A 22,811-nucleotide genomic window follows, 5' to 3' on the forward strand; every position below is an offset into this window, starting at 1 on the left:
CCGCCGCTGTCGACTCCACTCCCACGGGGGACTCCGGTCCTCCGCATGGCGTACGGTGCGGGCCATGGCAAGTGTGCTCGTGGTCGAGGACGACCAGTTTGTCCGCTCCGCCCTCATCCGCCACCTCACCGAGGCCTCCCACACGGTACGGAGCGTCGGCACGGCACTTGAGGCGCTGCGCGAAGTGGCCCATTTCCGGTTCGACGTGGTCATCCTGGACCTCGGACTGCCCGATCTGGACGGGTCCGAGGCGCTGAAGATGCTGCGCGGCATCACCGACGTGCCGGTGATCATTGCCACCGCGCGGGACGACGAGACGGAGATCGTCCGGCTGCTCAACGACGGCGCCGACGACTACCTCACCAAGCCGTTCTCCGTGGAGCACCTCTCCGCGCGGATGGCCGCCGTGCTGCGCCGGGCGCGCGCCACGGCCGGGGCCGAACCGCCGTCACGCGTGCTCCAGGTCGGCGGGCTCTGCATCGACCCGCTGCGCCGGCAGGCCGAGCTCGACGGCGTACAGCTCGACCTGACCCGGCGCGAGTTCGACCTGCTCGCCTTCCTCGCCGGGCGGCCCGGCGTGGTCGTGCCCCGCAAGGAGCTGCTCGCCGAGGTGTGGCAGCAGTCGTACGGCGACGACCAGACCATCGATGTGCATCTGTCCTGGTTGCGGCGGAAGTTGGGGGAGACGGCCGCGCGGCCGCGCTATCTGCACACGCTGCGGGGTGTGGGCGTGAAGCTGGAGCCACCGCAGTGAGGTGGGCCCTGGTCAAGGTCTGTCTCGCCGTCACCGTGATGGTCGTGGTCGCCTTCGCGGTGCCGCTCGGCATGGTCATCAAGGAGATGGCCCGCGACCGGGCGTTCTCCAACGCCGAGCGGCAGGCCTCGGCGATCGGGCCGACCCTGTCCATCACCACCGACCGCGACGCGCTGGAACGCGCCGTCGCCTCCACCCAGTCCGGCGCCGAGGACCGGATGGCCGTGCACGTCCCGGCGGACCCGGCGGTCGCGGGCAGCGCGCCGGTGGAGATAGGCAGGCAGCGGGCGGCGGACAAGGACCTCCAGGCAACCCGGAAGATCATCAAGGCCTCCATCTCGGACGTCTCGGGCGGCTCCACGCTGCTCCAGCCGACCGCGCTCAGCTCCGGCCAGATCGCGATCGTCGAGGTCTTCGTGCCGGAGGCCGAGGTCACCAACGGCGTGACGACGGCCTGGCTCGTCCTCGCGGGCGTCGGCATCGGCCTGATCATCGGCTCCGTGGCCGTCGCCGACCGGCTCGGCGTACGCATGGTCCGCCCGGCCCAGCGGCTCGCGGGCGCGGCGCAGGACCTGGGCGAGGGCAAGCTCGGGGCGCGGGTCCCCGAGGAGGGCCCCACCGAACTGCGCTCCGCCGCCGTCGCCTTCAACTCGATGGCCGACCAGGTGGTCCAACTACTCGCCAACGAGCGGGAGTTGGCGGCCGACCTCTCGCACCGGCTGCGTACGCCGCTCACCGTACTCCGCCTGAACGCGGCCTCCCTCGGGGACGGGCCCGCGGCCGATCAGACCCGGGCCGCGGTCGAGCAGCTGGAGCGGGAGGTCGACACGATCATCCGCACCGCGCGCGAGGCCAAGCCGAAGACCCAGCCCGCCGGGCCGGGGGCGGGATGCGACGCCTGCGAGGTCATCCTCGACCGGATGGAATTCTGGTCGGCGCTCGCCGAGGACGAGGGGCGCGAGGTGCGGCTGGCCGGGGTGGACCGGCCCGTGCGCATCCCGGTCGCCCGGCCCGATCTCGTGGCCGTGCTCGACGCACTGCTCGGCAATGTGTTCCGGCACACGCCGGAGGGGACGGCGTTCTCGGTGGACGTCCACAACGGGGAGGACGCGGTGATCGTGCTCGTCTCCGACGCGGGGCCGGGGATCGCCGACCCGCGGGCGGCGCTGGAGCGGGGCAACAGCGGGGGCCGTCCCGGCTCCACCGGGCTCGGCCTCGACATCGTCCGCCGGGTCGCCGAATCGACGGGCGGCGACGTCCGGATCGGCCACTCCGTCCTGGGCGGGACGGAGGTCCGCCTCTGGATCGGGCTGGGCGTTACGCCTCCGGGGCGGCGGGGGCATCGGGTACGGGGGCGGGGGCGGGCCCGGCGGGGCGCGGAGGCCTGAGATTTCCCCCACCCCGCCCCTTCCCGAGACCCTCCGGGGGCTGTGGGCGGGCTTCAGGTCCGTTGCCGGGGGCGCTGCCCCCAGGCCCCCGCTCCTCAATCGCCGGAGGGGCTGCACGCGCGGACAGTTTTCGGCTGCGGACCGTGGGTGGCTGGTCGCGCAGTTCCCCGCGCCCCTAGCAGGGCTGATCCTGGCAGGGCGCATTCCTAGCCGGTCCGGCCTCCCGCGCGCCGCCCGTACAGACACTCACTCCCAGCGCGTGCAGCGATGACGGACGTCAGCCCACTCCTAGCCCGTCCGGCGTTTGAGGACGAGCGCCCTTAAGGCGCGAACGGGGTCTGGGGCGGAGCCCCAGGCAGCGACTACCGGGCCGCAGCCGAATGACATCCCCCGGCGGGTTTCGGGAAGGGGTGGGGTGGGGCCAACGGGGTCTGGGGCGGAGCCCCAGCGCACCCCGGCGGGCCGCACCCCACCCCCGGAGGCCGCGCGGCGGAGCCGCAGAGTGTCACAGCGGGAAGGGGCGGGGTGGGGGAACAGCCGGGCTTAACCTCCCCCCATCTCACCCTTAAGCCGACCCTAAGATCCCCAACCCCCGCCCCGAACTGGGCATTTGTCCGATTCCGCATCGCTAGCGTGCTGCCGCACCCCCGAATTCCCCCGCAACGCAGAGGCAGGCACGGCATGGGCAGCAGTACGCACCGGCGCAGGGCGAGTGGCAAGACCAAGGTGATCGGCGGGGTGGCCGCCGCCGCGGTCGTCGGCGGCGCGGCCTTCGCGCTCACCGGCACCGCGCAGGCCGCCTCGGTCGGCGCGGCGTACACCAAGACCAGTAGCTGGACCGGTGGTTACACCGGGCAGTACGTCATCACCAACGACACCGGCAAGACCCTCGCCGACTGGACCCTGGAGTTCGACCTCCCCGCCGGCACCACGCTGTCCTCTCTCTGGAACGGCGACCAGACCGTCAGCGGCCGGCACGTCACCGTGAAGCCCCCGAGCTGGGACAAGGCCGGGCTCGCCGCGGGCAAGTCGGTCACCGTCGGCTTCGTCACGTCGGCCGGCGGCACCGCGGGCGACCCCACGGGCTGTCTCATCGACCAGGAGAAGTGCTCCGTCGACACCGGCGCCACCCCCCAGCCCAGCGGCCGGCCCACCGAACAGCCCAAGCCCACCGCCAAGCCCTCCCAGTCGGCGAGCACCAAGCCCACCACTCAGCCCTCCAAGTCGGCCACCGCGATACCCACCCCCACCAAGAGCACGGGCACCTCCGCCGGCGCCGGGTTCGCCCCGTACGTCGACACCTCGCTCTACCCCACCTACGACCTCGCGGCCACCGCCGACAAGACCGGCGTCAAGCAGTTCAACCTCGCCTTCGTCACCTCCGGCGGCAGCTGCGCGCCGCTGTGGGGCGGGGTCACCGATCTCCCGAGCGACAAGGTCGCCTCGCAGATCGGCGCGCTGCGCGCCAAGGGCGGCGACGTCCGGGTCTCCTTCGGCGGTGCCTCCGGCTCCGAGCTCGGCCTCGTCTGCAAGAGCGCGGACGATCTCGCCGCCGCGTACGGCAAGGTCGTCGACGCCTACAAGCTCACCAAGGTCGACTTCGACATCGAGGGCGCGGCTCTGCCCGACACCGGCGCCAACACCCGCCGCGCGCAGGCCATCGCGAAGCTCCAGCAGTCCCACCCCGGGCTCGACGTGTCGTTCACGCTGCCCGTGATGCCGGAGGGGCTCACCCAGCCCGGCGTCGACCTCGTCGCCGACGCCAAGAAGAACGGCGTGAAGGTCTCCGCCGTCAACATCATGGCGATGGACTACGGGCCCTCCTACAGCGGCGACATGGGCGACTACGCCATCCAGGCGGCCACCGCAACTCAGGCCCAGATCAAGGGAGTTCTCGGTCTGTCCGACGCGGCTGCCTGGAAGGCCGTCGCCGTCACGCCGATGATCGGCGTCAACGACGTCAACGTGGAGAAGTTCACCGTCGCCGACGCCACCAAGCTCGTGGACTTCGCCAAGTCCAAGGGCCTCGGCTGGCTCGCCATGTGGTCCGGCGCCCGCGACCAGCAGTGCCCCGGCGGCGCCAAGAACTCCGCCGACCCGACCTGCTCCTCGATCGTCCAGGAGCCCCTGGCCTTCACCAAGGCCTTCGGCGCCTACAAGTAGCCGATCGAGTAGTCGACCAAGGCGTCGACCGAGTAGTCGATCAAGTCGTCGGTCATGTAGCCGATCGGCAGTCGATACGGGCTGTCGATACGGGCTGTCGATACGAGCAGGCCTCCTGACCAGCGTCCCGGCCGGATCGCACCTTCCCCCACGTCGGCCGGGGCGCGCTCAGCGCGTGGTGGACCTCGCGACCGCCTTCGCCACCAGCGCAAGCACCCCCACCGCGATCACCACCGCCGGCACCACGCCCCACCCGATCACCCCGAATCCCGCGAGCACGCACACCAGCGGCACGGCGATCAGCAGGAACGGCAGGAGCGAGTACTTGTTGATCATGACGCGCGGTTCCCTCCTCATCACTTCGACCTCTCTCGGGCCGCGTCCAAGTAGTCCGTCAGGCCGTCCCACTGGCCCGGCCGTGCCGACGCGTCCCCCGACAGCGCCGCCGGGTCCTCGCGCCACGCGGTGCGTACGCCCGCCGAGAGCGTTTGGTCGCCGCCGCTGAACAGGGCGCCCAGCTCGTCCATCCGGGCCGCCAGCTTGCGTACGCGCGGATCGGTCGGCGGGGTGCCGGAGAGCCTCAACTGCTCGGCCCGGCGGTACAGTTCGGGCCACTCGACCTCCAGCAGGTAGTGCGCGGCCGGGCCGATGGCCGCGGCGTGGGTGCCAAGGGCGCGTAGCTGGTCGTCGTCCAAGTGACGGCGTACCGCCTGTTCGGTGGCGGGGCTCGCGGCGCCGGTGGCGCGCAGCGCGTCGAGGACCGCGGAGGTCGTCGGCGCCCGGCCGTCCGCCACCTCCTGTTCGATGTGGACGAGCCGGTCGCGCAGGCCGGTGAGCGCCGCGAGGTGCGCCTCGACGCTCTCGCGGTGGTCGCGCAGGACCCGCATCGGGTCGACCCCGGAGTCCAGGCACACGGCGATCGTGTCGAGGCCCAGGCCCAGGCCGCGCAGGGCGAGCACCTGGTAGAGGCGGGCGATGTCGTCCTCGGTGTACTCCCGGTGGCCTCCCGACGTACGGCGGGACGGAGAGAGCAGGCCGATGGTGTCCCAGTGGTGCAGCGTGCGGACGGTGAGCCCGCTGGCCTCGGCCAGGGGACCCACCTTCCAGGTGGATTCGCTCATGGAGCCACTGTGCATCCTCACGCCGCGTGAGGTTCAAGCCCCGCGCGCCCTCATGCGCGGGACGCCTGCCACTCCTCGGCGTAGTCGTGGAAGATCGCCCGCAGATGGTGGCCGATCTTGAGGTAGTCGAGGTCGTCCAGATTGGCGAGCGAGACTCGGACCGACCACTGCGGGCCCCGGAAGCCGCCGCCGTTGAGCAGCACCACGCCGGTCTGCTCGGCCAGCCGGAACAGCGGGTCGGCGGGCTCGTACGCACTCTCCAGGAAGTCCGCGAAGCCCTTGCCGTGGACGCGTTCGGCCTCGGCGAGCAGATCGAGCTCGATGTAGTACCCGGCCCGCTGCGGATCGTCCGCGATCTTCATCTGGGCGCCCTCAAGGAGGAGTTCGAGGCGCCGGCGGACGATCGCGCGGATGCGGTGCTTGTACGCCTGCCCCTCGTCCAGCATCGCGAACAGCGAGAACAGCACCATCATCACCTGCTGCGGCAGCGAAAGACCGGCGGTGTGGTTGAGGGCGACCTGGCGCGAGTCGGCGACCAGGCGGTCGATGAAGCGGAGCATCTCCGGCTCCAGGGTCAGGGTTCCGTAGCGCCCGTTCAGGCGCTCCCGCTCGGCCTCGGGCAGCCCCGCGATCAGCTCGTCGATCACGTTGTCGTCGTGCAGGCCGATCACGCCGAGCCGGTGCCCCGTGCAGCCGAAGTGCTTGGAGTACGAGTACACGAGCAGCGTGTTGCGCGGCAGCTCGGCGGCGATCGAGCGGAAGCCCTCCACGAACGTGCCGTACACGTCGTCCGTGACGATCAGCAGATTCGGATTCGGCCCGGCGACGATCTCCCCGATCTGGTGCGCGACCCGCCCGCTCAGCGCCAGCGAGGGCGGGTTCGACGGGTTGACCAGGCACACCAGCTTCACGCCCGGGTCGGCGAGCTTGGCGACCTCCTCCGCCGGATAGCGCCACTCGCGCACCCCGGTCTCGGCGAACAGGCTCGCCTCGACGCGCACCACGTCGAACTCGTACGTGTCGAGCTCGGGGATTTCCACGTACGGGGTGAACACCGGCACCATCAGGGCGATCCGGTCGCCCTTCGCCAGGAGCCCGTTCTTCATCAGCGAGTCGAAGACGTAGCACATGGCCGCCGTGCCGCCCTCGGTCGCGAACAGCGACATCTCGCCCTCCGGGGGCCGCCGGTCGAACAGCTCGTCGGTGAGGTAGCCGCGCACGATCTGCTCGGCATGCGTCAACATCCGGTCCGGAACCGGGTAGTTGTCGCCGATCGAGCCGTCGGTGAGCTCGTGCACGAACGCGTCCCGGTCGAAGCCGAAGCGCTCGACGGCGTACGCGATGGACCGCTGGAGGAGCTCGATGCCGGGCAGGCCCGGGTGCCGGCGGGCGAAGGAGTCGAAGCGGCCGGCCGCGTCCCTCTTCTCCGGCATGCCGCCGAGGTCGTCGGCGGTCCACACCCGGCGGGACTCGGCGAGGGCGAAGCAGCCGAGGGCGTGGAAGGCTTCGCGCGGTCCGGTGGCGACCCAGTTCGGGTTGCCGCGGCCCGCGTTCAGCATCTGCCGCGCCGACTTCTCCTTCTGGCCGGGCTCGTCCTCCTGGACCGCCTGCGCGATCTCGATGAACCTGTCCTTCAGCTCGAACGGCGAGAGCCGCGCGAACGACTGGATTTCCGCACGGGTGAACCTGGTCCTGGGCACGGGGCTTCCTTACGTACGGCAGCGGAGCTCAGGGATGAGGTGCCCGCCCTCGCCCCGCCGCCGCGTCACGCCTCGGGTAGTTCACCCGTCCGGGCCAGCTCCGCGTACCAGCGGGCGCTCGACTTCGGGGTGCGGGCCAGCGTCTCGTAGTCCACGTACACCGCGCCGAACCGCTTGCCGTACCCGTACGACCACTCGAAGTTGTCCATCAGCGACCAGAGGTAGTAGCCCCGCACGTCCGCGCCCGCCTCCATCGCGCGGCGCACCGTCGCGAGGTGGTCGCGCAGATAGCCGATGCGGTCCGGGTCGTGCACCGCGCCGTCGGGGCCGGGCTTGTCGTCGCAGGCCGCGCCGTTCTCGGTGACCAGGAGCGGCAGGCCGGGCGCCTCCTTGGTGTAGCGCAGCAGCAGGTCGTACAGGCCCGACGGGTCGATGGCCCAGCCCATCGCGGTGCGCTCGCCGGGCGGCTGGTGGAAGGCGACCGAGGCGGCGCCCGGCCAGGGCGAGTGCGTGCTCGCGCCGTGGCCGTCGGCGCGGCCGTCCGCCCGCTCCGGGTCGGCGGCCGACACCAGGGACGTCGTGTAGTAGTTGAGGCCGAGGGCATCGAGCGGCTGGTGGATCGCGCGGAGATCACCGTCGTGCACGAAGGCCCAGTCGGTGACGGACGCCGTGTCCGCGAACAGGTGCTTCGGGTACGCGCCGTGCAGCATCGGCCCGTGGAAGACGCCGTTGGCCAGGTCGTCGATCCGGCGGGCCGCCTCCAGATCCGCCGGATCCTGTGAACGTGGCCTGATGACCGCAGAGTTGAGGCTCACCGCGATCCGGTTGCGGGCCGGCATCACGGCCCGCAGGGCCGAAGTCGCCTGCCCGTGAGCCAAGTTGAGGTGGTGGGCCGCTCGCAGCGCGGCCGCCGGGTCGGTCCGTCCTGGCGCGTGCACCCCCGACCCGTACCCGAGGAAGGCGCTGCACCAGGGCTCGTTGAGGGTGATCCACCGCTCGACCCGGTCGCCGAGCGCGGCCCCCACCAGGGCCGCGTACTCGGCGAAACGGCAGGCGGTGTCCCGGGCCGGCCAGCCGCCGGCGTCCTCAAGCTCCTGCGGCAGGTCCCAGTGGTAGAGGGTGAGCGCGGGCTCGATGCCCCGGTCGAGCAGCTCGTCGACGAGGCGCCGGTAGAAGTCGAGACCGAGCTGGACGGCGGGCCCGCGGCCGGTGGGCTGCACCCGCGACCAGGAGACGGAGAAGCGGTAGGAGGTGAGGCCGAGCTCCGCCATCAGCGCGATGTCCTCGCGCATGCGGTGGTAGTGGTCCACCGCGATGTCACCGGTGTCGCCGCCGGCGGTGCGGCCCGGGGTGTGGCTGAAGGTGTCCCAGATCGACGGGGTGCGCCCGTCCTCGGCCGCTGCCCCCTCGATCTGGTAGGCGGAGGTGGCGGCGCCCCAGAGGAAATCGGGGGGAAAGCGGTCGGACATGTTGCGCTCCCAACGTACGGATGGACAGAGGGAATTGGCCGCCTTTTGGCCGCAGCGGCCTTGGAGAAGCACGCTGCGCAATACCAGTACTGGCAGGGGCGCGGGGAACTGCGCGCCCAGCCCCCACCGGCCCGCAGGTGAAGCACAACAGAGGCGCCCCTCACCCTTTAACCGCGCCCTGCATGATCCCGCCCACGATCTGCCGTCCGAACAGCACGAACGCGAGCAGCAGCGGCAGCGTGCCGAGCAGGGCGCCGGCCATGATGACGGACTGGTCGGGGATGTAGCCGCGGCCGAGGCCGGTCAGGGCGACCTGGACGGTGGGGCTGCCGTTCTGGGTCAGCGCGATGATCGGCCAGAAGAAGTCGTTCCAGGCCATTACGAACGTCAGCATCCCGAGCACCGCCATCGCGGGCCGCGCGACCGGGAACACGATGTGCCACACCACCCGCCAGCTGCTCGCCCCGTCCACCCGGGCGGCCTCTATCAGCTCGGTGGGCAGCGCCCCCACCAGGTACTGCCGCATGAAGAACACCCCGAACGCGCTGACCAGGGTGGGCAGGATGACGGCCTGGAGCTGGTCGGTCCAGGACAGCTTGGCGACCAGCATGTACAGCGGTACGACGCTGAGCTGGGGCGGCACCATCATCGTGCCGATCACCAGGAGCAGCAGCAGGTTCTTGAAGCGGAAGCGCAGCTTGGCGAAGGCGAAGCCGGCCAGCGTGGAGAAGAAGACCGTGCCGGCCGCGATGGAGCCCGCCACAATCGTCGTGTTGAGCAGGGCCGTGCCCATGTTGGCGTCGGTCCAGGCGATCCGGAGGTTCTTGAACAGGTGGGAGCCGAACCAGAACGGCGGGGGCGTCTGGGCGAGCCGGGTGTTGGTGCGGGAGGCGGCCACCGCCGTCCAGATCAGCGGGAAGAGCGATCCGGCGGTGAACACGATCAGGACGGCGTGGGTGAGGCGGCCGCCGTGCAGTTGGCGGCCGGCACGCTGAGCTCTCAACTCGTCATCCCCTTGCGCAACTTGTGGGAAATGAGCCAGTTCACCGCGCCGATGAGGAGCAGGATCAGGAACATCGCCCAGGCGATCGCCGAGGCCCGGCCCAGGTGCAGATTCACCCAGCCCTGTTCGTACAGGTAGAGGCCGAGCGTCTGGAACTGGTGGTCCGAGCCGCCGGTGGCGCCCGCGGAGCCGTTGAACAGGAGCGGCTCGCCGAACAGCTGGGTGGCGCCGATCGTGGAGACGACCGCGGTGAACAGGATGGTCGGGCGCAGCGACGGGATCGTCACATGGCGGAACTGCTGCCACCGCGAGGCCCCGTCGAGCGCCGCCGACTCGTACAGGTCGGCGGGCACCGCCTGCATCGCGGCCAGGTAGATCAGCGCGTTGTAGCCGGTCCAGCGCCAGATGACGATGGTGGACACGGCCAGCTGCGAGCTCCAGCCGCCGTTCTGCCAGTCGATGTGCTCGAAGCCGACGAGCCCGAGCGCCCAGTTGATCATTCCGTAGTCGCGCCCGAAGAGCAGCACGAACACCAGCGTCGCGGCCGCCACGCTGGTGGCGTACGGGGTGAGGACGGCGACCCGGAAGAACATCGAGCCGCGCAGCTTGTAGTTGAGCAGATGGGCGATGCCGAGCGCGACGAGCAACTGCGGCACGGTGGAGAGGATCCCGATGGTGACGGTGTTGCGCAGCGCGTTCCAGAAGAAGTCGTCCGAGAGCAGGCGCGAGAAGTTCCTGAGGCCCACCCACGTCATGTCGTCCGGCGAGGTCAGCTCGACCTGGTGCAGCGAGGCCCAGCCCGTGTAGAGGAGCGGGAAGAGGCCGAAGGCCGCGAAGAACAGGAAGAAGGGCGCGATGAACGCGTACGGGCTCCAGCGCACATCGCGCCGGTAGCGGCGGCTGCGCCGCTCTTGTGCACCGGCCCGGGCGGGGGCCGTGCCCTCCTGCCCGGGACCGGGGGAGGGCACGGCGGCCGTGGTGTCGCTCGCCATCGTCACTGGTCCAGCGCGTTGTCGATCGCCTTCACCGCGGCGTCCCAGCCCTGCTGCGGCGACTTGCCCTTCTGCTCGACCTGGAGCATGCCGATGTCGGAGAGGTTCTGCTGGATGATCTGGTCCTTCGGGCCGAGGGTCTGCACCGGGGTGCCCTCGGCGGCCTGCGCGAAGATCCGGCCGATGGGCGCGTTGCCGAAGTAGGCGTGCTGGGCGTTCGCCACCGCGGGCAGTCCGTACGCGGCCTTCGCGCTCGGGAAGCTGCCGCGCTTCTCGAACAGGACGGCCTGCTGGGCGGGCGCGGTCAGCCAGGCGGCGAGCTTGGCGGCCTCCGCCGTGTGCTTGCCGGCCGAGGGCACGGTGAGGAAGGAGCCGCCCCAGTTGGACGGCTTGGGGGCCGCGGCCACGTCCCACTGGTCCTTGCCGGCGGCGCCCGCCTTGTCCTGGATGTAGCCGAGCATCCACGCCGGGCAGGACACGGTGGCGAAGGAGGCGTTGGCGAAGCCCTGGTCCCAGGTCGGCTGGAACTGCTGGAGCTTGGCGGTGAGCCCGTCGGTCGCGAACGCGGCCGCGGTGTCCCAGGCCTGTTTTATGGCCGGGTTGGTCTTGTAGACGACCTTGCCGTCGGCGTCGTAGTAGCGGGTGGCGCCGGCCCCGGTGATCGAGTTCAGCACGCCGGAGGCGGAGTCCACGAAGGCGGTGCCCGCCGGGGCCTTCGCCTTGTACTGCCGCCCCACCTCCAGATACTTGTTCCAGTCGCCCGCCCACAGCTTGCCCACGGCGTCCCGGTCGGTGGGCAGGCCCGCCTTGGCGAACAGGTCCTTGCGGTAGCAGATGCCGGTCGGCCCGGTGTCGGTGCCGAGGCCGACCGTCCTGTCGCCCTTGGCGGTGCCCTCGGCCCACTTCCACGGCAGGAAGTCGTCCTTGTTCACGCCGGGCGCCTTGGACAGGTCCTGCAGCTTGCCGCTCTGGGTCGCGGTGACCTCGGCGATGTTGCTGACCTCGACGGCCTGGATGTCGGCGAGCCCGCTGCCCGAGCCGAGGTGGGTCAGGAGCTGCGGGTAGTAGTTCTCGTTCCGCTCGATCGAGGTCTGCTTGATCTCGATGTCCGGGTGGAGCTTCATGTACGCGTCATAGAGCCCGGCCTCCTTCAGGCCGAACGCGCCGAAGACGCCGACGGTGAGGGTGGTCTTCGCGCCGCCCCCGCCGCCTCCCGCCGACGATCCGTCGGCCGCCGGGGACGTGCCGTCGTCGGCGCAGCCGGCGAGCAGCCCGGTGCCCAGCGCGGCCACGGCCGCGAGGGCCGCGAGGCGCCTGGACATACGTGTACGCGTGCGCATTGCTTCCTCCAACTGTCGTCCGGGCCAAGCCAGTTGAGGCGCGTCGGCGCGGGCGGAAGGTATGCGAAAGGTGTAGTGACCTACTAGTGTGGGAGCGCTCCCAGCCGTGATGTGTTGAAGGGTTGCGGCTCCCTGTTGGACTGTCAAGGGACCGCGCAATGGCAGCGGATGAGGTTCCCCGTCCGGCCGGGACTGTTACTTTCACCGGAGTTGCGCGAGTTGGGGAGGCAGACGTGACAGCAGCCCGCACGGTCAGGGGCCGCGGTGCCGGACGGCCCACGCTCGAAGAAGTGGCGGCCAGGGCCGGGGTCGGCCGGGGCACCGTGTCCCGGGTGATCAACGGCTCGCCCCGGGTCAGCGACGAGACCCGGGCCGCCGTCGAGGCCGCCGTCGCCGAACTCGGCTACGTACCCAACCGGGCGGCCCGCGCCCTTGCCGCGAACCGCACCGACGCCATCGCCCTGGTCGTCCCCGAGCCCGAGGCCCGCTTCTTCGCCGAGCCGTACTTCTCCGACATCGTGCGCGGGGTGGGCGCGGCGCTCGCCGACACCGAGATGCAGCTCCTGCTCACCCTGGTCGGCGGCGACCGGGAGCGGCGCAGGCTCGCCCAGTACCTCGCGTCCCACCGCGTGGACGGCGTGCTGCTCGTCTCCGTGCACGCCGACGACCCGCTGCCCGACCTGCTCGAACAGCTCGGGATCCCGGTCGTCATCAGCGGCCGCCGCCGCGAGGACGAACCGCTCGCCTCGGTCGACTGCGACAACTACGAGGGCGCCCGCACCGCCGTCGCCCACCTCGCCGCCCGCGGCCGGCGCTCCATAGCGACGATCACCGGACCCCTGGACGTGTACGGAGCCCGCCGCCGCCTCGACGGCTACCGGGCGGCTCTCGCGGCGGCGGGCCTGGACGAACTGGCCGCGCACGGCGACTTCACCGAGGAGGGCGGCCGCCGCGCGATGACCGAGCTCCTCGAACGCGCCCCGCACCTCGACGCGGTCTTCGCCGCGTCCGACGTGATGGCCTCCGGCGCCCGCCAGATCCTGCGCGAGGGCGGCCGCCGCATCCCCGAGGACACCGCCCTGATCGGCTTCGACGACTCGGCGATAGCCCGCCACATGGACCCGCCGCTGACCAGCGTGCGCCAGCCGACGGAGGAGATGGGCCGCGCGATGGCCGAGCTGCTGCTCGCCGAGATCACCGCCACCGAACCGGCCCGCCCGAGCCTGATGCTCCCCACGGAACTCGTCGTACGGGCATCGTCGTAAACAGAGGCATCGAGGGCCCGGAACAAGAAGAAGGGCCGGAACAAGAAGAAGGCCCGAACCGCTTTCGCGGCCCGGGCCTTCTTCCATCAGGGTGAGTAACGGGACTCGAACCCGCGACATCCTGGACCACAACCAGGTGCTCTACCAGCTGAGCTATACCCACCATGCATGACCGGACTGTTGTGGTCTTGGGAAGTCCCTGGGGGCTTCCCTACCGGCCGAGAAAAAGTGTACAGGGTCCGGGAGGGTGCTCGCGCACATGTTTCGAGGCACCCTCCCGGACCCCCTGCGAAGGGCTACTCCGCAGGCAGGACGTACTTCGCCGCGATCGACTTCGCGGTGTCCGAGTCCGGGCCCGGCTGCGGCACGAAGACCGCCTCCCGGTAGTAGCGGAGCTCCGCGATGGATTCGCGGATGTCCGCCAGCGCCCGGTGGTTTCCGTTCTTGTCCGGGCTGTTGAAGTACGCCCGCGGATACCAGCGGCGGGCGAGCTCCTTCACGGAGGAGACGTCCACGATCCGGTAGTGGAGGTGGGACTCCAGGCTCGGCATGTCCCGCAGCAGGAACCCGCGGTCGGTGCCGACCGAGTTTCCGCACAGCGGCGCCTTGCCCGGCTCCTTGACGTGCTCACGTACATACGCGAGGACCTGCTCCTCGGCGTCGGCCAGCGTGGTGCCGCCGGCCAGCTCGTCGAGGAGCCCGGAGGCGGTGTGCATGGTGCGCACCACCTCCGGCATGGTCTCCAGCGCGGCGTCCGGGGGACGGATCACGATGTCCACCCCTTCACCGAGTACGTTCAGCTCCGAGTCGGTGACCAGTGCGGCCACCTCGATGAGTGCGTCGTCCGCCAGCGAGAGCCCGGTCATCTCGCAGTCGATCCACACCATGCGGTCGTTCATGCGTCTTACCCTACGGGGCGCTCCGCTGACCGGGCAGACTCGGACGGCCACCGGTGTAGCCGGAGGCGTACAGATCGGAGCTGGGTTTCCCCGGCTCCGCCGCGGTGTGCGAGGTCGCACCCGGCCCCACCACCGCGCTGGCCGCCGCCGTCCGCCGGGCCTGGGGGAGCGCCTGGGGCAGAACGGTCTCCGGCACCGGAGCCGGCATGGGCACCGCGACGGGGCCCGCGCTGGGTTCCGGTTGTGGCCGCCGCGCCCGGTAGGCCGCCCGGTACGACGCCGGGGACGAGCCGAGCTGGCGGCGGAAGTGCCCGCGCAGCGCGACCGGGGAGCGGAAGCCGCAGCGGCCCGCCACCTCGTCCACGGAGTAGTCGGACGTCTCCAGCAGGCGCTGGGCCTGCAGGACCCGCTGGGTGATCAGCCACTGGAGGGGGGCCGATCCGGTCAGCGAGCGGAAACGACGGTCGAAGGTGCGACGGCTCATATACGCCCGCGCGGCCAGGGTCTCCACGTCGAACTGCTCGTGGAGGTGCTCCAGCGCCCAGGCGACGACCTCGGCCAGCGGGTCGGAGCCGATCTCCTCAGGTAAAGACCTGTCGAGATAGCGCTCCTGCCCGCCGCTGCGGCGCGGCGGCACGACCAGTCGGCGGGCCAGCGCGCCGGCCGCCTCGCTGCCGTGGTCCGTCCGCACGATGTGCAGACAGAGATCGATTCCGGCCGCGGTTCCGGCCGAGGTGAGGACGTCCCCGTCGTCGACGAAGAGCTCCCTCGGGTCCACGTGTACTGATGGATAGCGTTTGGCCAGTGTCGGCGCGTACATCCAGTGCGTCGTCGCCGGGCGGCCGTCCAGAAGACCGGCCGCGGCGAGCACGAACGCGCCGGTGCACAGCCCGACGATCCTTGCCCCTTCCTCGTGTGCCCGGCGCAGCGCGTCGAGCGCGGCTGCCGGGGGCGGCGAGGTGATGGAACGCCACGCGGGCACCACCACCGTTCCCGCCCTGCTGATTGCTTCCAGACCGTAGGGCGCGGTGAGTTCGAGTCCCCCTGTGGTCCGCAGGGGTCCTTCCTCACCGGCACACACCAGCAGTCTGTAACGCGGAACTCCCGCGTCCTGACGGTCGATTCCGAACACGGAGAGCGGAATGGAACTTTCGAAGATGGGGCCGCCACTGAACAGCAGTACGGCGACGACTTCCCGGCGTCGGCGGCCGGCCAGCTTCCTTGCGGTCTCCGGTGATGCGGCAGCGGAGTCCTGGCTCATGGCGCTAAGCCCCCCTCGGTGTTCGCGGCTCCCCGTTCTTGTCGGGCCTGTCGCTCCTGCACTTTTCCCCTCGGTTTTGCACGAGTCCCCAGCCTTCGATACGCATGATCGAATCTACTGCGTCCCGTGGCGCCGGCGTGACAAGTCCGGCACCCAGCGCTATGTCGACAAGGCAACTTGGCGCGAAGCTTTCGATCACGAAGCGTTTCACTCGTGGGCCCTGCAGGGGAAGTGCGCCTCATGGGGATGGCCCGTACCCGTATGGTGCCAGAGGCCGCAATGGTCCTTTCCTCCCTGGTGGCAAGGGGGTTGGCAGGCCATTTGGCCAAGGAATACGCCACCGGGGGAAGTTGGCCGAAAACATACGGGTCCAGGTGTGCGATCGGCTCACCTCCCGGGTGTACATCCCCCCGCGTGACGCCCACCGCGACGCGCTCCCGGAGCCGGTCGGGCGTGCCGTCCGGACACCGGAAGCGACGGCCGTGCCCGTTCCTCGGCGGCCGCCCGCTCGGACTGGCGCAGCAGCAGCCGGCATACGGCGGTCACGGCCGTCAGGCCGAGGGCGGAGCCGAACGCCCCCGCGAACGAGGACCCGTACACGATGAGCACCACCGGCACGAGCACACAGCTGAACGCCGCCCAGCGGACGACGTCGCCCGCCGGGTCGGCCGGGGGGCGGGCGGCCGCCCAGAGTGGTTCGGCGTTCACGGACCGGTTGGTACGTACGGATTCAGCCGCGGACGATACTCCGGACGGCCGGAGACGGGGGCCGGGCGGGGCGGCGGGGACGGGCGGGTGGGTGGCCGGGGGAGCGGGCACGAGGGGGTGCTTCCTGATCGAGGTCGGGCGAGATCACGCCTCTAACGCGGAAGCGGTCCGTCCAGTAACTGAAAGATCATCGGTGCGGAGGCGGAGAACGGCCGCGGGGGACCGCTGTAAAGGGCACCGGGCATTGCCATCCGGGGCGGGCTCGTGCATGCTCCGGGGAACGCCGAGTAGGTTCGGCGGCTCTGGGCAGGAGAGGAGTGTCGCCGTACCCTTGGGGGTATGGGGTTGGGAAGATGATTCCCGGACACAGCTCCGCCGCCGACTCGTTGTTGCTCACTTGTCCCCGCTGTCCCCCGACTGAGGACCTCCTTCGCCGAGACACCCATGGCCGGTCACGAATTCTCCGAACCCGCGGACCGCAAGCAGGTAGCCGACCCCACGTCGGACCTCCAGGCGGTGCCAGAACCACGACATTCCTGCGATCCCGCGTTCCGGCACGGCGTCGTCGTCGGCTTCGACGGCTCGACGTCCAGTGAGCGGGCCCTCGCCTACGCCATCGGCATGGCCAAGCGGTCCGGCTCGGGGCTGATCATCGTCCATGTCGCCAACCGGCTGCCCACCACGGTGTGGGCGGGCTGCGAGCCGCCGGTCTTCGTCGATGTCCCCGACCACCGCACCGAGGTGCTCGGGCTCGAACTCGCCTGCGCCGACTATCTCGCCGAGGTGCCCTGGATCCTGGTCGAGCGCGGCGGCGACATCTGCCACGAACTGGAAGAAGTCGGGCGCGAGTACGCGGCGGACGCGATCGTCGTCGGCTCCACGCACGGCATCGTCGGGCGGATCTTCGGCTCGGTCGCGGGCCGGCTCGCGCGGCGGGCGCAGCGCCCCGTCGTCGTCATCCCGTAATCGGGCGTTGTCCCAGTTGGGACCGGCGTGATGTTTCGCTGATGAAGCGTCAACTTCCTTTGTGCGCAGGCGAATCTACCCATGCGTAGGGGTGGATTGTGCCCTTGTGAAGGGTAGATAAGCCTCGCTGGGAAGCAGCACAACCGCACATGAAGGGAGCCCGCCGTGGACAACGAAGTTCCCGCGGGAAGCACCACCTCCACTCTCGGTCACCTCGCACTCGGACTCACTCTGCTGGCCTTCGGCCTCGGCAACACCCGCGTGATCGACGGCGTGACGGTGGCCGACTCGGTCTCGGTCGCGACCTACGTCGGCGGCATCGGCCTGTTCGTCCTCGGCGTCCTCGCCTTCCGCGATCAGGACGCGTTCACCGGCACCGCCTTCGCGGGCCTGGGCGCCTTCTGGTTCACCTGGGCCGCGGGCGCGAACACCAAGTTCTCGGCCAACGCGGCCGGCCTCTTCCTGGTCCTCTTCGCGCTCCTGGCGCTGAGCCTGGCAGCGGGTTCGGCCGGCTCCGGGCTCTTCCGGCAGGGTACGTACGGACTGCTCTTCCTCGCCCTGGTGCTCCTGGCCATCGGTCAGTTCGCCGACAGCTCCTCGCTCGGCAAGGTGGCCGGCTGGGTGGCCACCGTCGCGGGCGCCGCGGCCTGGTACGGGGCGACGGCCTCGCTCGCCAAATGGCCCACCGCCCTGCCCCGACGCGCTGCCGGCCGGGGGGTGACGGCCACCGGCTGAACGGCAGCCGCAGGCCGGTGCCTGGGCAGCACCGGCACGCAGAAGGGCGACCCCCGCCGATGGCCGGGGTCGCCCTTTTCTGCGCGTAGGGACTACGCGTACGGACTACTCGACGGTGACCGACTTGGCCAGGTTGCGCGGCTTGTCGATGTCGCGGCCCATCGCCAACGCCGTGTGGTAGGCGAAGAGTTGGAGCGGGATGCCCATGAGGATCGGGTCCAGCTCGTCCTCGTTCTTCGGCACGACGATGGTGTGGTCGGCCTTCTCCTGGTTCTGGTGCGCGACCGCGAGGATGCGGCCGCTGCGGGCCTTGATCTCCTCCAGGGCGGCGCGGTTCTTCTCCAGGAGGTCGTCGTTCGGGACGATGGCGACCGTCGGCAGCGCGGGCTCGATGAGCGCGAGCGGGCCGTGCTTCAGCTCGGAGGCGGGGTAGGCCTCGGCGTGGATGTAGGAGATCTCCTTGAGCTTCAGGGAGGCCTCCAGGGCGACCGGGTAGCCGCGCACACGCCCGATGAACATCATCGACTGGGCGCCCGCGTACTCCTTGGCCAGCTTCTCGATCTCCGGCTCCATGGCCAGGATCTCCTCGATCTGGCCGGGCAGCTTGCGCAGGCCCTCGATGATCCGCTTGCCGTCGGCCACCGACAGGTCGCGGATCCGGCCGAGGTGCAGCGCGAGCAGCGCGAACGCGACGACCGTGTTGGTGAAGCACTTGGTGGAGACGACGCAGACCTCGGGCCCGGCGTGCACGTAGGTGCCGCCGTCCGCCTCGCGGGCGATCGCCGAGCCGACGACGTTCACGACGCCGAGCACGCGGGCGCCCTTGCGCTTGAGCTCCTGCACCGCCGCGAGCACGTCGTACGTCTCACCGGACTGCGAGACCGCGATGTACAGGGTGTCGGGGTCCACGACCGGGTTGCGGTAGCGGAACTCGGAGGCCGGCTCGGCGTCCGCGGGGATGCGGGCCAGCTCCTCGATGAGGCCGGCGCCGATCAGGCCCGCGTGGTAGCTGGTGCCACAGCCGAGGATCTTGATGCGGCGCACGCCGCGCGCCTCGCGGGCGTCCAGGTTCAGGCCACCGAGGTGAACGGTCGAGAACCGGTCGTCGATGCGGCCGCGAAGCACGCGGTCGACGGCCTCGGCCTGCTCGCTCATCTCCTTGTGCATGTACGTGTCGTGGCCGCCCATGTCGAAGGAGGCGGCCTCCCACTCGACGGTCTCGGGGGTGGTGTTGGTGAGCGTGCCCGAGGTCGTGTACGTCCGGAAGTCGTCGGCCTTCAGGGTCGCCATCTCGCCGTCGTTGAGGGTGACGACCTGGCGGGTATGGGCGATCAGAGCGGCGACATCGGAGGCGACGAGCATCTCCTTCTCGCCAATGCCGAGGATGACCGGGGAGCCGTTGCGGGCGACCACGATGCGGTCGGCGAAGTCGGCGTGCATCACGGCGATGCCGTAGGTGCCCTCGATGACCTTGAGCGCCTCGCGGACCTTCTCCTCAAGGGAGTCGGCCTGGGAGCGGGCGATCAGGTGGGTGATGACCTCGGTGTCGGTCTCGGAGGCGAAGACGACGCCCTCGGCCTCCAGCTTGACGCGCAGCTCGGCGGCGTTGTCGACGATGCCGTTGTGGACGACGGCGACCTTGTTCTCGGGGTCGAGGTGCGGGTGCGAGTTCACGTCGGAGGGGGCGCCGTGGGTGGCCCAGCGGGTGTGGGCGATGCCCGTGGTGCCGGCGAAGCGCTTGGGGACGCGGGCCTCCAGGTCGCGGACGCGGCCCTTGGCCTTGACCATCTTCAGGGCCCCGGACTTGGGGGTGTTGACGACCATGCCCGCGGAGTCGTAACCCCGGTACTCCAGCCGCTGCAGGCCTTCCAGCAGCAGCGGAGCCACATCACGCTTGCCGATATAACCGACGATTCCGCACATAGAGTCTCTGCCCCTCCATCGATGTACAAAAGTTCCTGCGGTGCTCGAAGCCTGCTCAGCCGTAGACGATGCGGCGCAGCTGCCGGAGCGAGAGCTCCGGTGGCGCCACGGCGCGGTGCGGCAGCTCTGCCGCGATCCGCTCGAAGATCTCCGCGTTCACCGCGCCCCCGGACTGCAGTTCACGGTGGCGCCGGCGGACGAATTCCTCGCACGTCTCGTCGAAGTACGCCAGCACCTCAAGCACCACCCGGGCCGCTTCACCGCGCTGGAGCGCGGTGCTGCGCACCAGATGATCTACGAGGTCGTCGTGGGACGACGGGTTGCGGCGTTCGAGCACCCGTCGATATTGCGGGCTATCGGGCCCGCACGCAAGAATCCTGCCCGATTCCGGGCAGGATTCACATGATCACGCGTCTGGTCTGGACCAGAACGGCTTCACAGGCGCTTGAGGACCGCCTGCTTGGCCGCCGAGAACTCCTCGTCCGTGAGGATGCCGCTCCGGTGCAGGTCGCCGAGCTCGCGCAGGCGGCGGAGCAGTACGTCGTGGTCCTCGGCGGCCGGGGCGGCGGGCGCCGCTTCCAGGGACTTGGGGGCCGCGGCCGCCAGTTCCCGGTGCGGGGCGTGCGGGTGCGGCATCCGGACCACCACCGCCGAGGCGAGCAGCGCCATCAGCGGGTCCTTCTTGAAGCCGTTCAGCTCGACCGCCATCGGGTCGTGGCCGGGGGCGAGCCGCGGGGCGTTCGGGCTGGTGACGAAGCGCAGACAGCCGTCGCTCAGGCCGCGCGCGGGCTGCCAGACCACCCCCGTCAGCTCGTCGAGGGGGAGGGTGACCGGCCCGGCCGCCGTCTTCTTGTCGTCGGTGTGCCAGGTCCACTCCAGGTGCACGGTGCGCCCGTCGAAGGTGACCGTGGCATCGCCGGCGCCCACCGTCATCGGCACCGCAGGGCCCGGCATGAGGTAGGTGTCGACGGGCCCGTCCGGCACCTCGTCGAGCAGCAGCGCGTTGCGCACCTCGTCCACCATGTATTCGGCCACGGCCGACGTCCGGGTCTCCACGGTCAGGACGTACGGGTCCGAGGCCTCCGGCAGCTTTCCGCCGGTGACCTGGAGCAGCGGATCCGCCCCGTCCCGCAGCCGCAGCCTGAGCCGCCCCGTCTTGCGCCCCGGCTCGTACGCGATGCCCGCCACCGCGCGCAGCGGCACCGCTATCTCCCCGAGCGTCCGCTGGAGCAGACCGACCGACTTGTCGCTGCCCGGCACGATCCGCAGCGTCTCGCCGTCGAAGACCCAGGTGCCGTCCTTCTGGATGATTTCCGCCATGCGGGGATTGTTTCACCGGCCTCTGCCGTGATGATCGACTTGCGGACATCGGGCGGTTCCGGTACTCCCTGCGGTGCCGCTCTTCACCTTGACCCCGGGTGGGATCCCCGGTCCCATGGGAAGTGTTCGGTTGCTCAGCCCCCACAGTTGCGCGACCCCTTGGAAGGGAACCGCTTGTGAGACAGAGACAGCGCAGGACATTCGCCCGGCTCCTCGGCTCCCTGGTTCTGGTCGCGGCCGCCGGGCTCACCAGTATCGGGGCCTCCGCGGCCCCCGCGGCGGCGGGCGCACCCCGCCCGCTGGGCCAGATCGTGCCCGCCCCCGCCTCCGTTTCCACGGGCGGCTCCGCGTACACCATCGGCTCGGCCACCAAGATCAGGGTCGCCCCGGGCTCGCCCGACGCCCAGCGCATCGGCGACTACCTGGCGGGCGTGCTCCGCCCCTCCACCGGGTACGGGCTGCCCGTCACCAGCGCGGCCGGCAGCGACGGGATCCGGCTGCTGCTCGGCGCCGGTGACCAGGGCCTCGGCGACGAGGGCTACCGGCTCTCCTCGGGCGGCGGCTCGCTCACCATCACCGCCAACAAACCCGCCGGCCTCTTCCACGGCGTACAGACGCTGCGGCAGCTGCTGCCCGCGGCCGTGGAGAAGCGGACGAAGCAGACCGGTCCCTGGAAGATCGCGGGCGGCACGATCGCCGACTCCCCGCGCTATGCCTACCGGGGCGCGATGATCGACGTCTCGCGGCACTTCTTCAGCGTCGACCAGGTCAAGCGGTACATCGACCAGCTCGCCCTCTACAAGATCAACGAACTGCATCTGCACCTCAGCGACGACCAGGGCTGGCGCATCGCCGTCGACTCCTGGCCCAGGCTCGCCACGTACGGCGGCCAGACGCAGGTCGGCGGCGGCAAGGGCGGCTACTACACCAAGGCCGACTACCAGGCGATCGTCGCCTACGCCTCCTCCCGCTATCTGGAGGTCGTCCCCGAGATCGACACCCCGGGACACACCAACGCGGCCCTCGCCTCCTACGCCGAGCTCAACTGCAACGGCGTCGCGCCCCCGCTGTACACGGGCACCAACGTGGGCTTCAGCTCGCTGTGCGTGCCCAAGGACGTGACGTACAAGTTCCTCGACGACGTGGTGCGCGAGGTCGCGGCCCTCACGCCCGGGCGGTACGTCCACATCGGCGGCGACGAGGCGCACTCCACCTCGCACGACGACTACGTCAGCTTCATGGACAAGGCCCAGCCGGTCGTCGGCAAGTACGGCAAGACCGTGATGGCCTGGCACCAGATCGCCGGGGCCACGCCCGTCAAGGGGGCCGTCGCCCAGTACTGGGGCACGCTCGGCAACGAGACGGACGTCGCCGCGGCGGCGCAGGCGGGCACCCGGCTCGTGATGTCGCCCGCCAACCACGCCTACCTCGACATGAAGTACGACGCGAAGTCTCCGCTCGGGACCAGCTGGGCCGGATACGTCGACGTCGACAAGTCGTACGCGTGGGATCCGGACACCTTCATCGCGGGGGTGCCGGCGAAGGCCGTGCTGGGCGTCGAGGCGCCGATCTGGTCGGAGACGCTGACCAATTCCTCCCAGATCGAGTACATGGCGTTCCCGCGGCTCCAGGGGATCGCGGAGATCGGGTGGTCGCCGGCGTCCACGCACGACTGGGCGTCGTACAAGACCCGGCTCGCGCAGCAGGGGCCGCGGATGGCGGCGCTGGGGATCAACTTCTACCGGTCGCCCGTGGTGCCCTGGGTTTGATCCCCCGAAGCCGGAGGGGATCGGTCCTGCCGGAA

The 22,811-nt window shown here is 70.6% G+C and carries 21 protein-coding genes and 1 tRNA gene; 7 read left to right on the plus strand and 15 right to left on the minus strand.

Translation table 11 applies throughout. The features are described 5' to 3' along the window. Positions 1-64: 64 nt before the first annotated feature. The 3 genes from OHA17_RS25425 (at position 65) to OHA17_RS25435 (ending at position 4,305) form a co-directional block, all read left to right on the plus strand. Entirely contained in the window at positions 65-754 is a 690-nt protein-coding gene (locus tag OHA17_RS25425) for a response regulator transcription factor (protein ID WP_053730252.1), read from the plus strand. Further along, positions 751-2,142 carry a sensor histidine kinase gene (locus OHA17_RS25430; RefSeq protein ID WP_406508511.1) on the plus strand — a complete coding sequence of 464 codons (1,392 nt, stop codon included), beginning with the start codon at positions 751-753 and terminating at the stop codon, positions 2,140-2,142. The genes OHA17_RS25425 and OHA17_RS25430 overlap by 4 nt, the downstream gene beginning before the upstream one ends. 681 nt (positions 2,143-2,823) lie before the next feature. After that, positions 2,824-4,305 (plus strand): cellulose binding domain-containing protein, encoded by a 1,482-nt coding sequence (locus OHA17_RS25435; protein ID WP_406508512.1) that lies wholly within the window; start codon positions 2,824-2,826, stop codon positions 4,303-4,305. Here OHA17_RS25435 and OHA17_RS25440 read toward each other — a convergent pair. From OHA17_RS25440 to OHA17_RS25475, 8 genes are all read right to left on the minus strand, one after another. Continuing rightward, complete coding sequence (locus OHA17_RS25440) at positions 4,296-4,457, minus strand: hypothetical protein (protein WP_406508513.1); 162 nt, start codon at positions 4,455-4,457, stop codon at positions 4,296-4,298. The genes OHA17_RS25435 and OHA17_RS25440 overlap by 10 nt on opposite strands. Before the next feature lie 16 nt (positions 4,458-4,473). Beyond that, positions 4,474-4,641, minus strand: coding sequence for a hypothetical protein (locus OHA17_RS25445; protein ID WP_406508514.1), 168 nt, complete (start codon positions 4,639-4,641; stop codon positions 4,474-4,476). A gap of 20 nt (positions 4,642-4,661) precedes the next feature. Beyond that, positions 4,662-5,426 (minus strand): MerR family transcriptional regulator, encoded by a 765-nt coding sequence (locus OHA17_RS25450; RefSeq protein WP_406508515.1) that lies wholly within the window; start codon positions 5,424-5,426, stop codon positions 4,662-4,664. 50 nt (positions 5,427-5,476) lie between these two features. Beyond that, positions 5,477-7,126 carry a bifunctional aspartate transaminase/aspartate 4-decarboxylase gene (locus OHA17_RS25455; protein ID WP_406508516.1) on the minus strand — a complete coding sequence of 550 codons (1,650 nt, stop codon included), beginning with the start codon at positions 7,124-7,126 and terminating at the stop codon, positions 5,477-5,479. A 65-nt stretch (positions 7,127-7,191) separates the two neighbouring features. Then, positions 7,192-8,595: a GH1 family beta-glucosidase gene (locus tag OHA17_RS25460; RefSeq protein ID WP_406508517.1), complete on the minus strand. Its 1,404-nt coding sequence runs from the start codon at positions 8,593-8,595 to the stop codon at positions 7,192-7,194. Positions 8,596-8,755: 160 nt separating this feature from the next. Then, a complete protein-coding gene (locus OHA17_RS25465) occupies positions 8,756-9,637 on the minus strand; it encodes a carbohydrate ABC transporter permease (protein WP_406510811.1) in 882 nt (293 codons plus the stop codon). Further along, positions 9,595-10,590 (minus strand): carbohydrate ABC transporter permease, encoded by a 996-nt coding sequence (locus tag OHA17_RS25470; protein WP_406508518.1) that lies wholly within the window; start codon positions 10,588-10,590, stop codon positions 9,595-9,597. The genes OHA17_RS25465 and OHA17_RS25470 overlap by 43 nt, the downstream gene beginning before the upstream one ends. A 2-nt stretch (positions 10,591-10,592) precedes the next feature. Beyond that, on the minus strand, positions 10,593-11,912 hold the full coding sequence (locus OHA17_RS25475) for an extracellular solute-binding protein (RefSeq protein ID WP_406508519.1): 1,320 nt from the start codon (positions 11,910-11,912) through the stop codon (positions 10,593-10,595). Positions 11,913-12,163: 251 nt separating this feature from the next. On the opposite strand from OHA17_RS25475, the gene OHA17_RS25480 reads away from it, so the two are divergent. After that, the gene (locus OHA17_RS25480; protein ID WP_406508520.1) at positions 12,164-13,195 is read left to right on the plus strand and encodes a LacI family DNA-binding transcriptional regulator; all 1,032 of its coding nucleotides are present in this window, start codon (positions 12,164-12,166) and stop codon (positions 13,193-13,195) included. Between the two features lie 90 nt (positions 13,196-13,285). On the opposite strand, the gene OHA17_RS25485 is transcribed toward OHA17_RS25480, so the two are convergent. From OHA17_RS25485 to OHA17_RS25500, 4 genes are all read right to left on the minus strand, one after another. Next, positions 13,286-13,358: transfer RNA gene (locus tag OHA17_RS25485), tRNA-His, on the minus strand. A 133-nt stretch (positions 13,359-13,491) separates the two neighbouring features. After that, positions 13,492-14,094, minus strand: a complete 603-nt coding sequence (gene orn, locus OHA17_RS25490) for an oligoribonuclease (RefSeq protein ID WP_053723702.1) — start codon at positions 14,092-14,094, stop codon at positions 13,492-13,494. A gap of 10 nt (positions 14,095-14,104) precedes the next feature. After that, positions 14,105-15,355, minus strand: a complete 1,251-nt coding sequence (locus OHA17_RS25495; protein ID WP_053723701.1) for a helix-turn-helix domain-containing protein — start codon at positions 15,353-15,355, stop codon at positions 14,105-14,107. A gap of 387 nt (positions 15,356-15,742) precedes the next feature. Further along, positions 15,743-16,063, minus strand: a complete 321-nt coding sequence (locus OHA17_RS25500) for a hypothetical protein (RefSeq protein WP_398872132.1) — start codon at positions 16,061-16,063, stop codon at positions 15,743-15,745. Positions 16,064-16,507: 444 nt separating this feature from the next. Here OHA17_RS25500 and OHA17_RS25505 point away from each other — a divergent pair, with 444 nt between their 5' ends. Then, complete coding sequence (locus OHA17_RS25505; protein ID WP_053723699.1) at positions 16,508-17,029, plus strand: universal stress protein; 522 nt, start codon at positions 16,508-16,510, stop codon at positions 17,027-17,029. 165 nt (positions 17,030-17,194) lie between these two features. Next, positions 17,195-17,764 (plus strand): acetate uptake transporter, encoded by a 570-nt coding sequence (locus OHA17_RS25510; protein WP_053723698.1) that lies wholly within the window; start codon positions 17,195-17,197, stop codon positions 17,762-17,764. Positions 17,765-17,869: 105 nt separating this feature from the next. On the opposite strand, the gene glmS is transcribed toward OHA17_RS25510, so the two are convergent. The 3 genes from glmS to OHA17_RS25525 form a co-directional block, all read right to left on the minus strand. Beyond that, positions 17,870-19,687 carry a glutamine--fructose-6-phosphate transaminase (isomerizing) gene (glmS, locus tag OHA17_RS25515; RefSeq protein ID WP_406508521.1) on the minus strand — a complete coding sequence of 606 codons (1,818 nt, stop codon included), beginning with the start codon at positions 19,685-19,687 and terminating at the stop codon, positions 17,870-17,872. 55 nt (positions 19,688-19,742) lie between these two features. Continuing rightward, positions 19,743-20,024, minus strand: a complete 282-nt coding sequence (locus tag OHA17_RS25520; RefSeq protein ID WP_053723696.1) for a hypothetical protein — start codon at positions 20,022-20,024, stop codon at positions 19,743-19,745. A gap of 98 nt (positions 20,025-20,122) precedes the next feature. Beyond that, positions 20,123-21,007 carry a DUF4429 domain-containing protein gene (locus tag OHA17_RS25525; protein WP_406508522.1) on the minus strand — a complete coding sequence of 295 codons (885 nt, stop codon included), beginning with the start codon at positions 21,005-21,007 and terminating at the stop codon, positions 20,123-20,125. A gap of 176 nt (positions 21,008-21,183) precedes the next feature. Here OHA17_RS25525 and OHA17_RS25530 point away from each other — a divergent pair, with 176 nt between their 5' ends. Then, the gene (locus OHA17_RS25530; RefSeq protein WP_406508523.1) at positions 21,184-22,776 is read left to right on the plus strand and encodes a beta-N-acetylhexosaminidase; all 1,593 of its coding nucleotides are present in this window, start codon (positions 21,184-21,186) and stop codon (positions 22,774-22,776) included. The last annotated feature ends 35 nt before the right edge of the window (positions 22,777-22,811 follow it).

Origin of the sequence: Streptomyces sp. NBC_00212, from assembly GCF_045206365.1 — a bacterium.
Classification (GTDB): domain Bacteria; phylum Actinomycetota; class Actinomycetes; order Streptomycetales; family Streptomycetaceae; genus Streptomyces.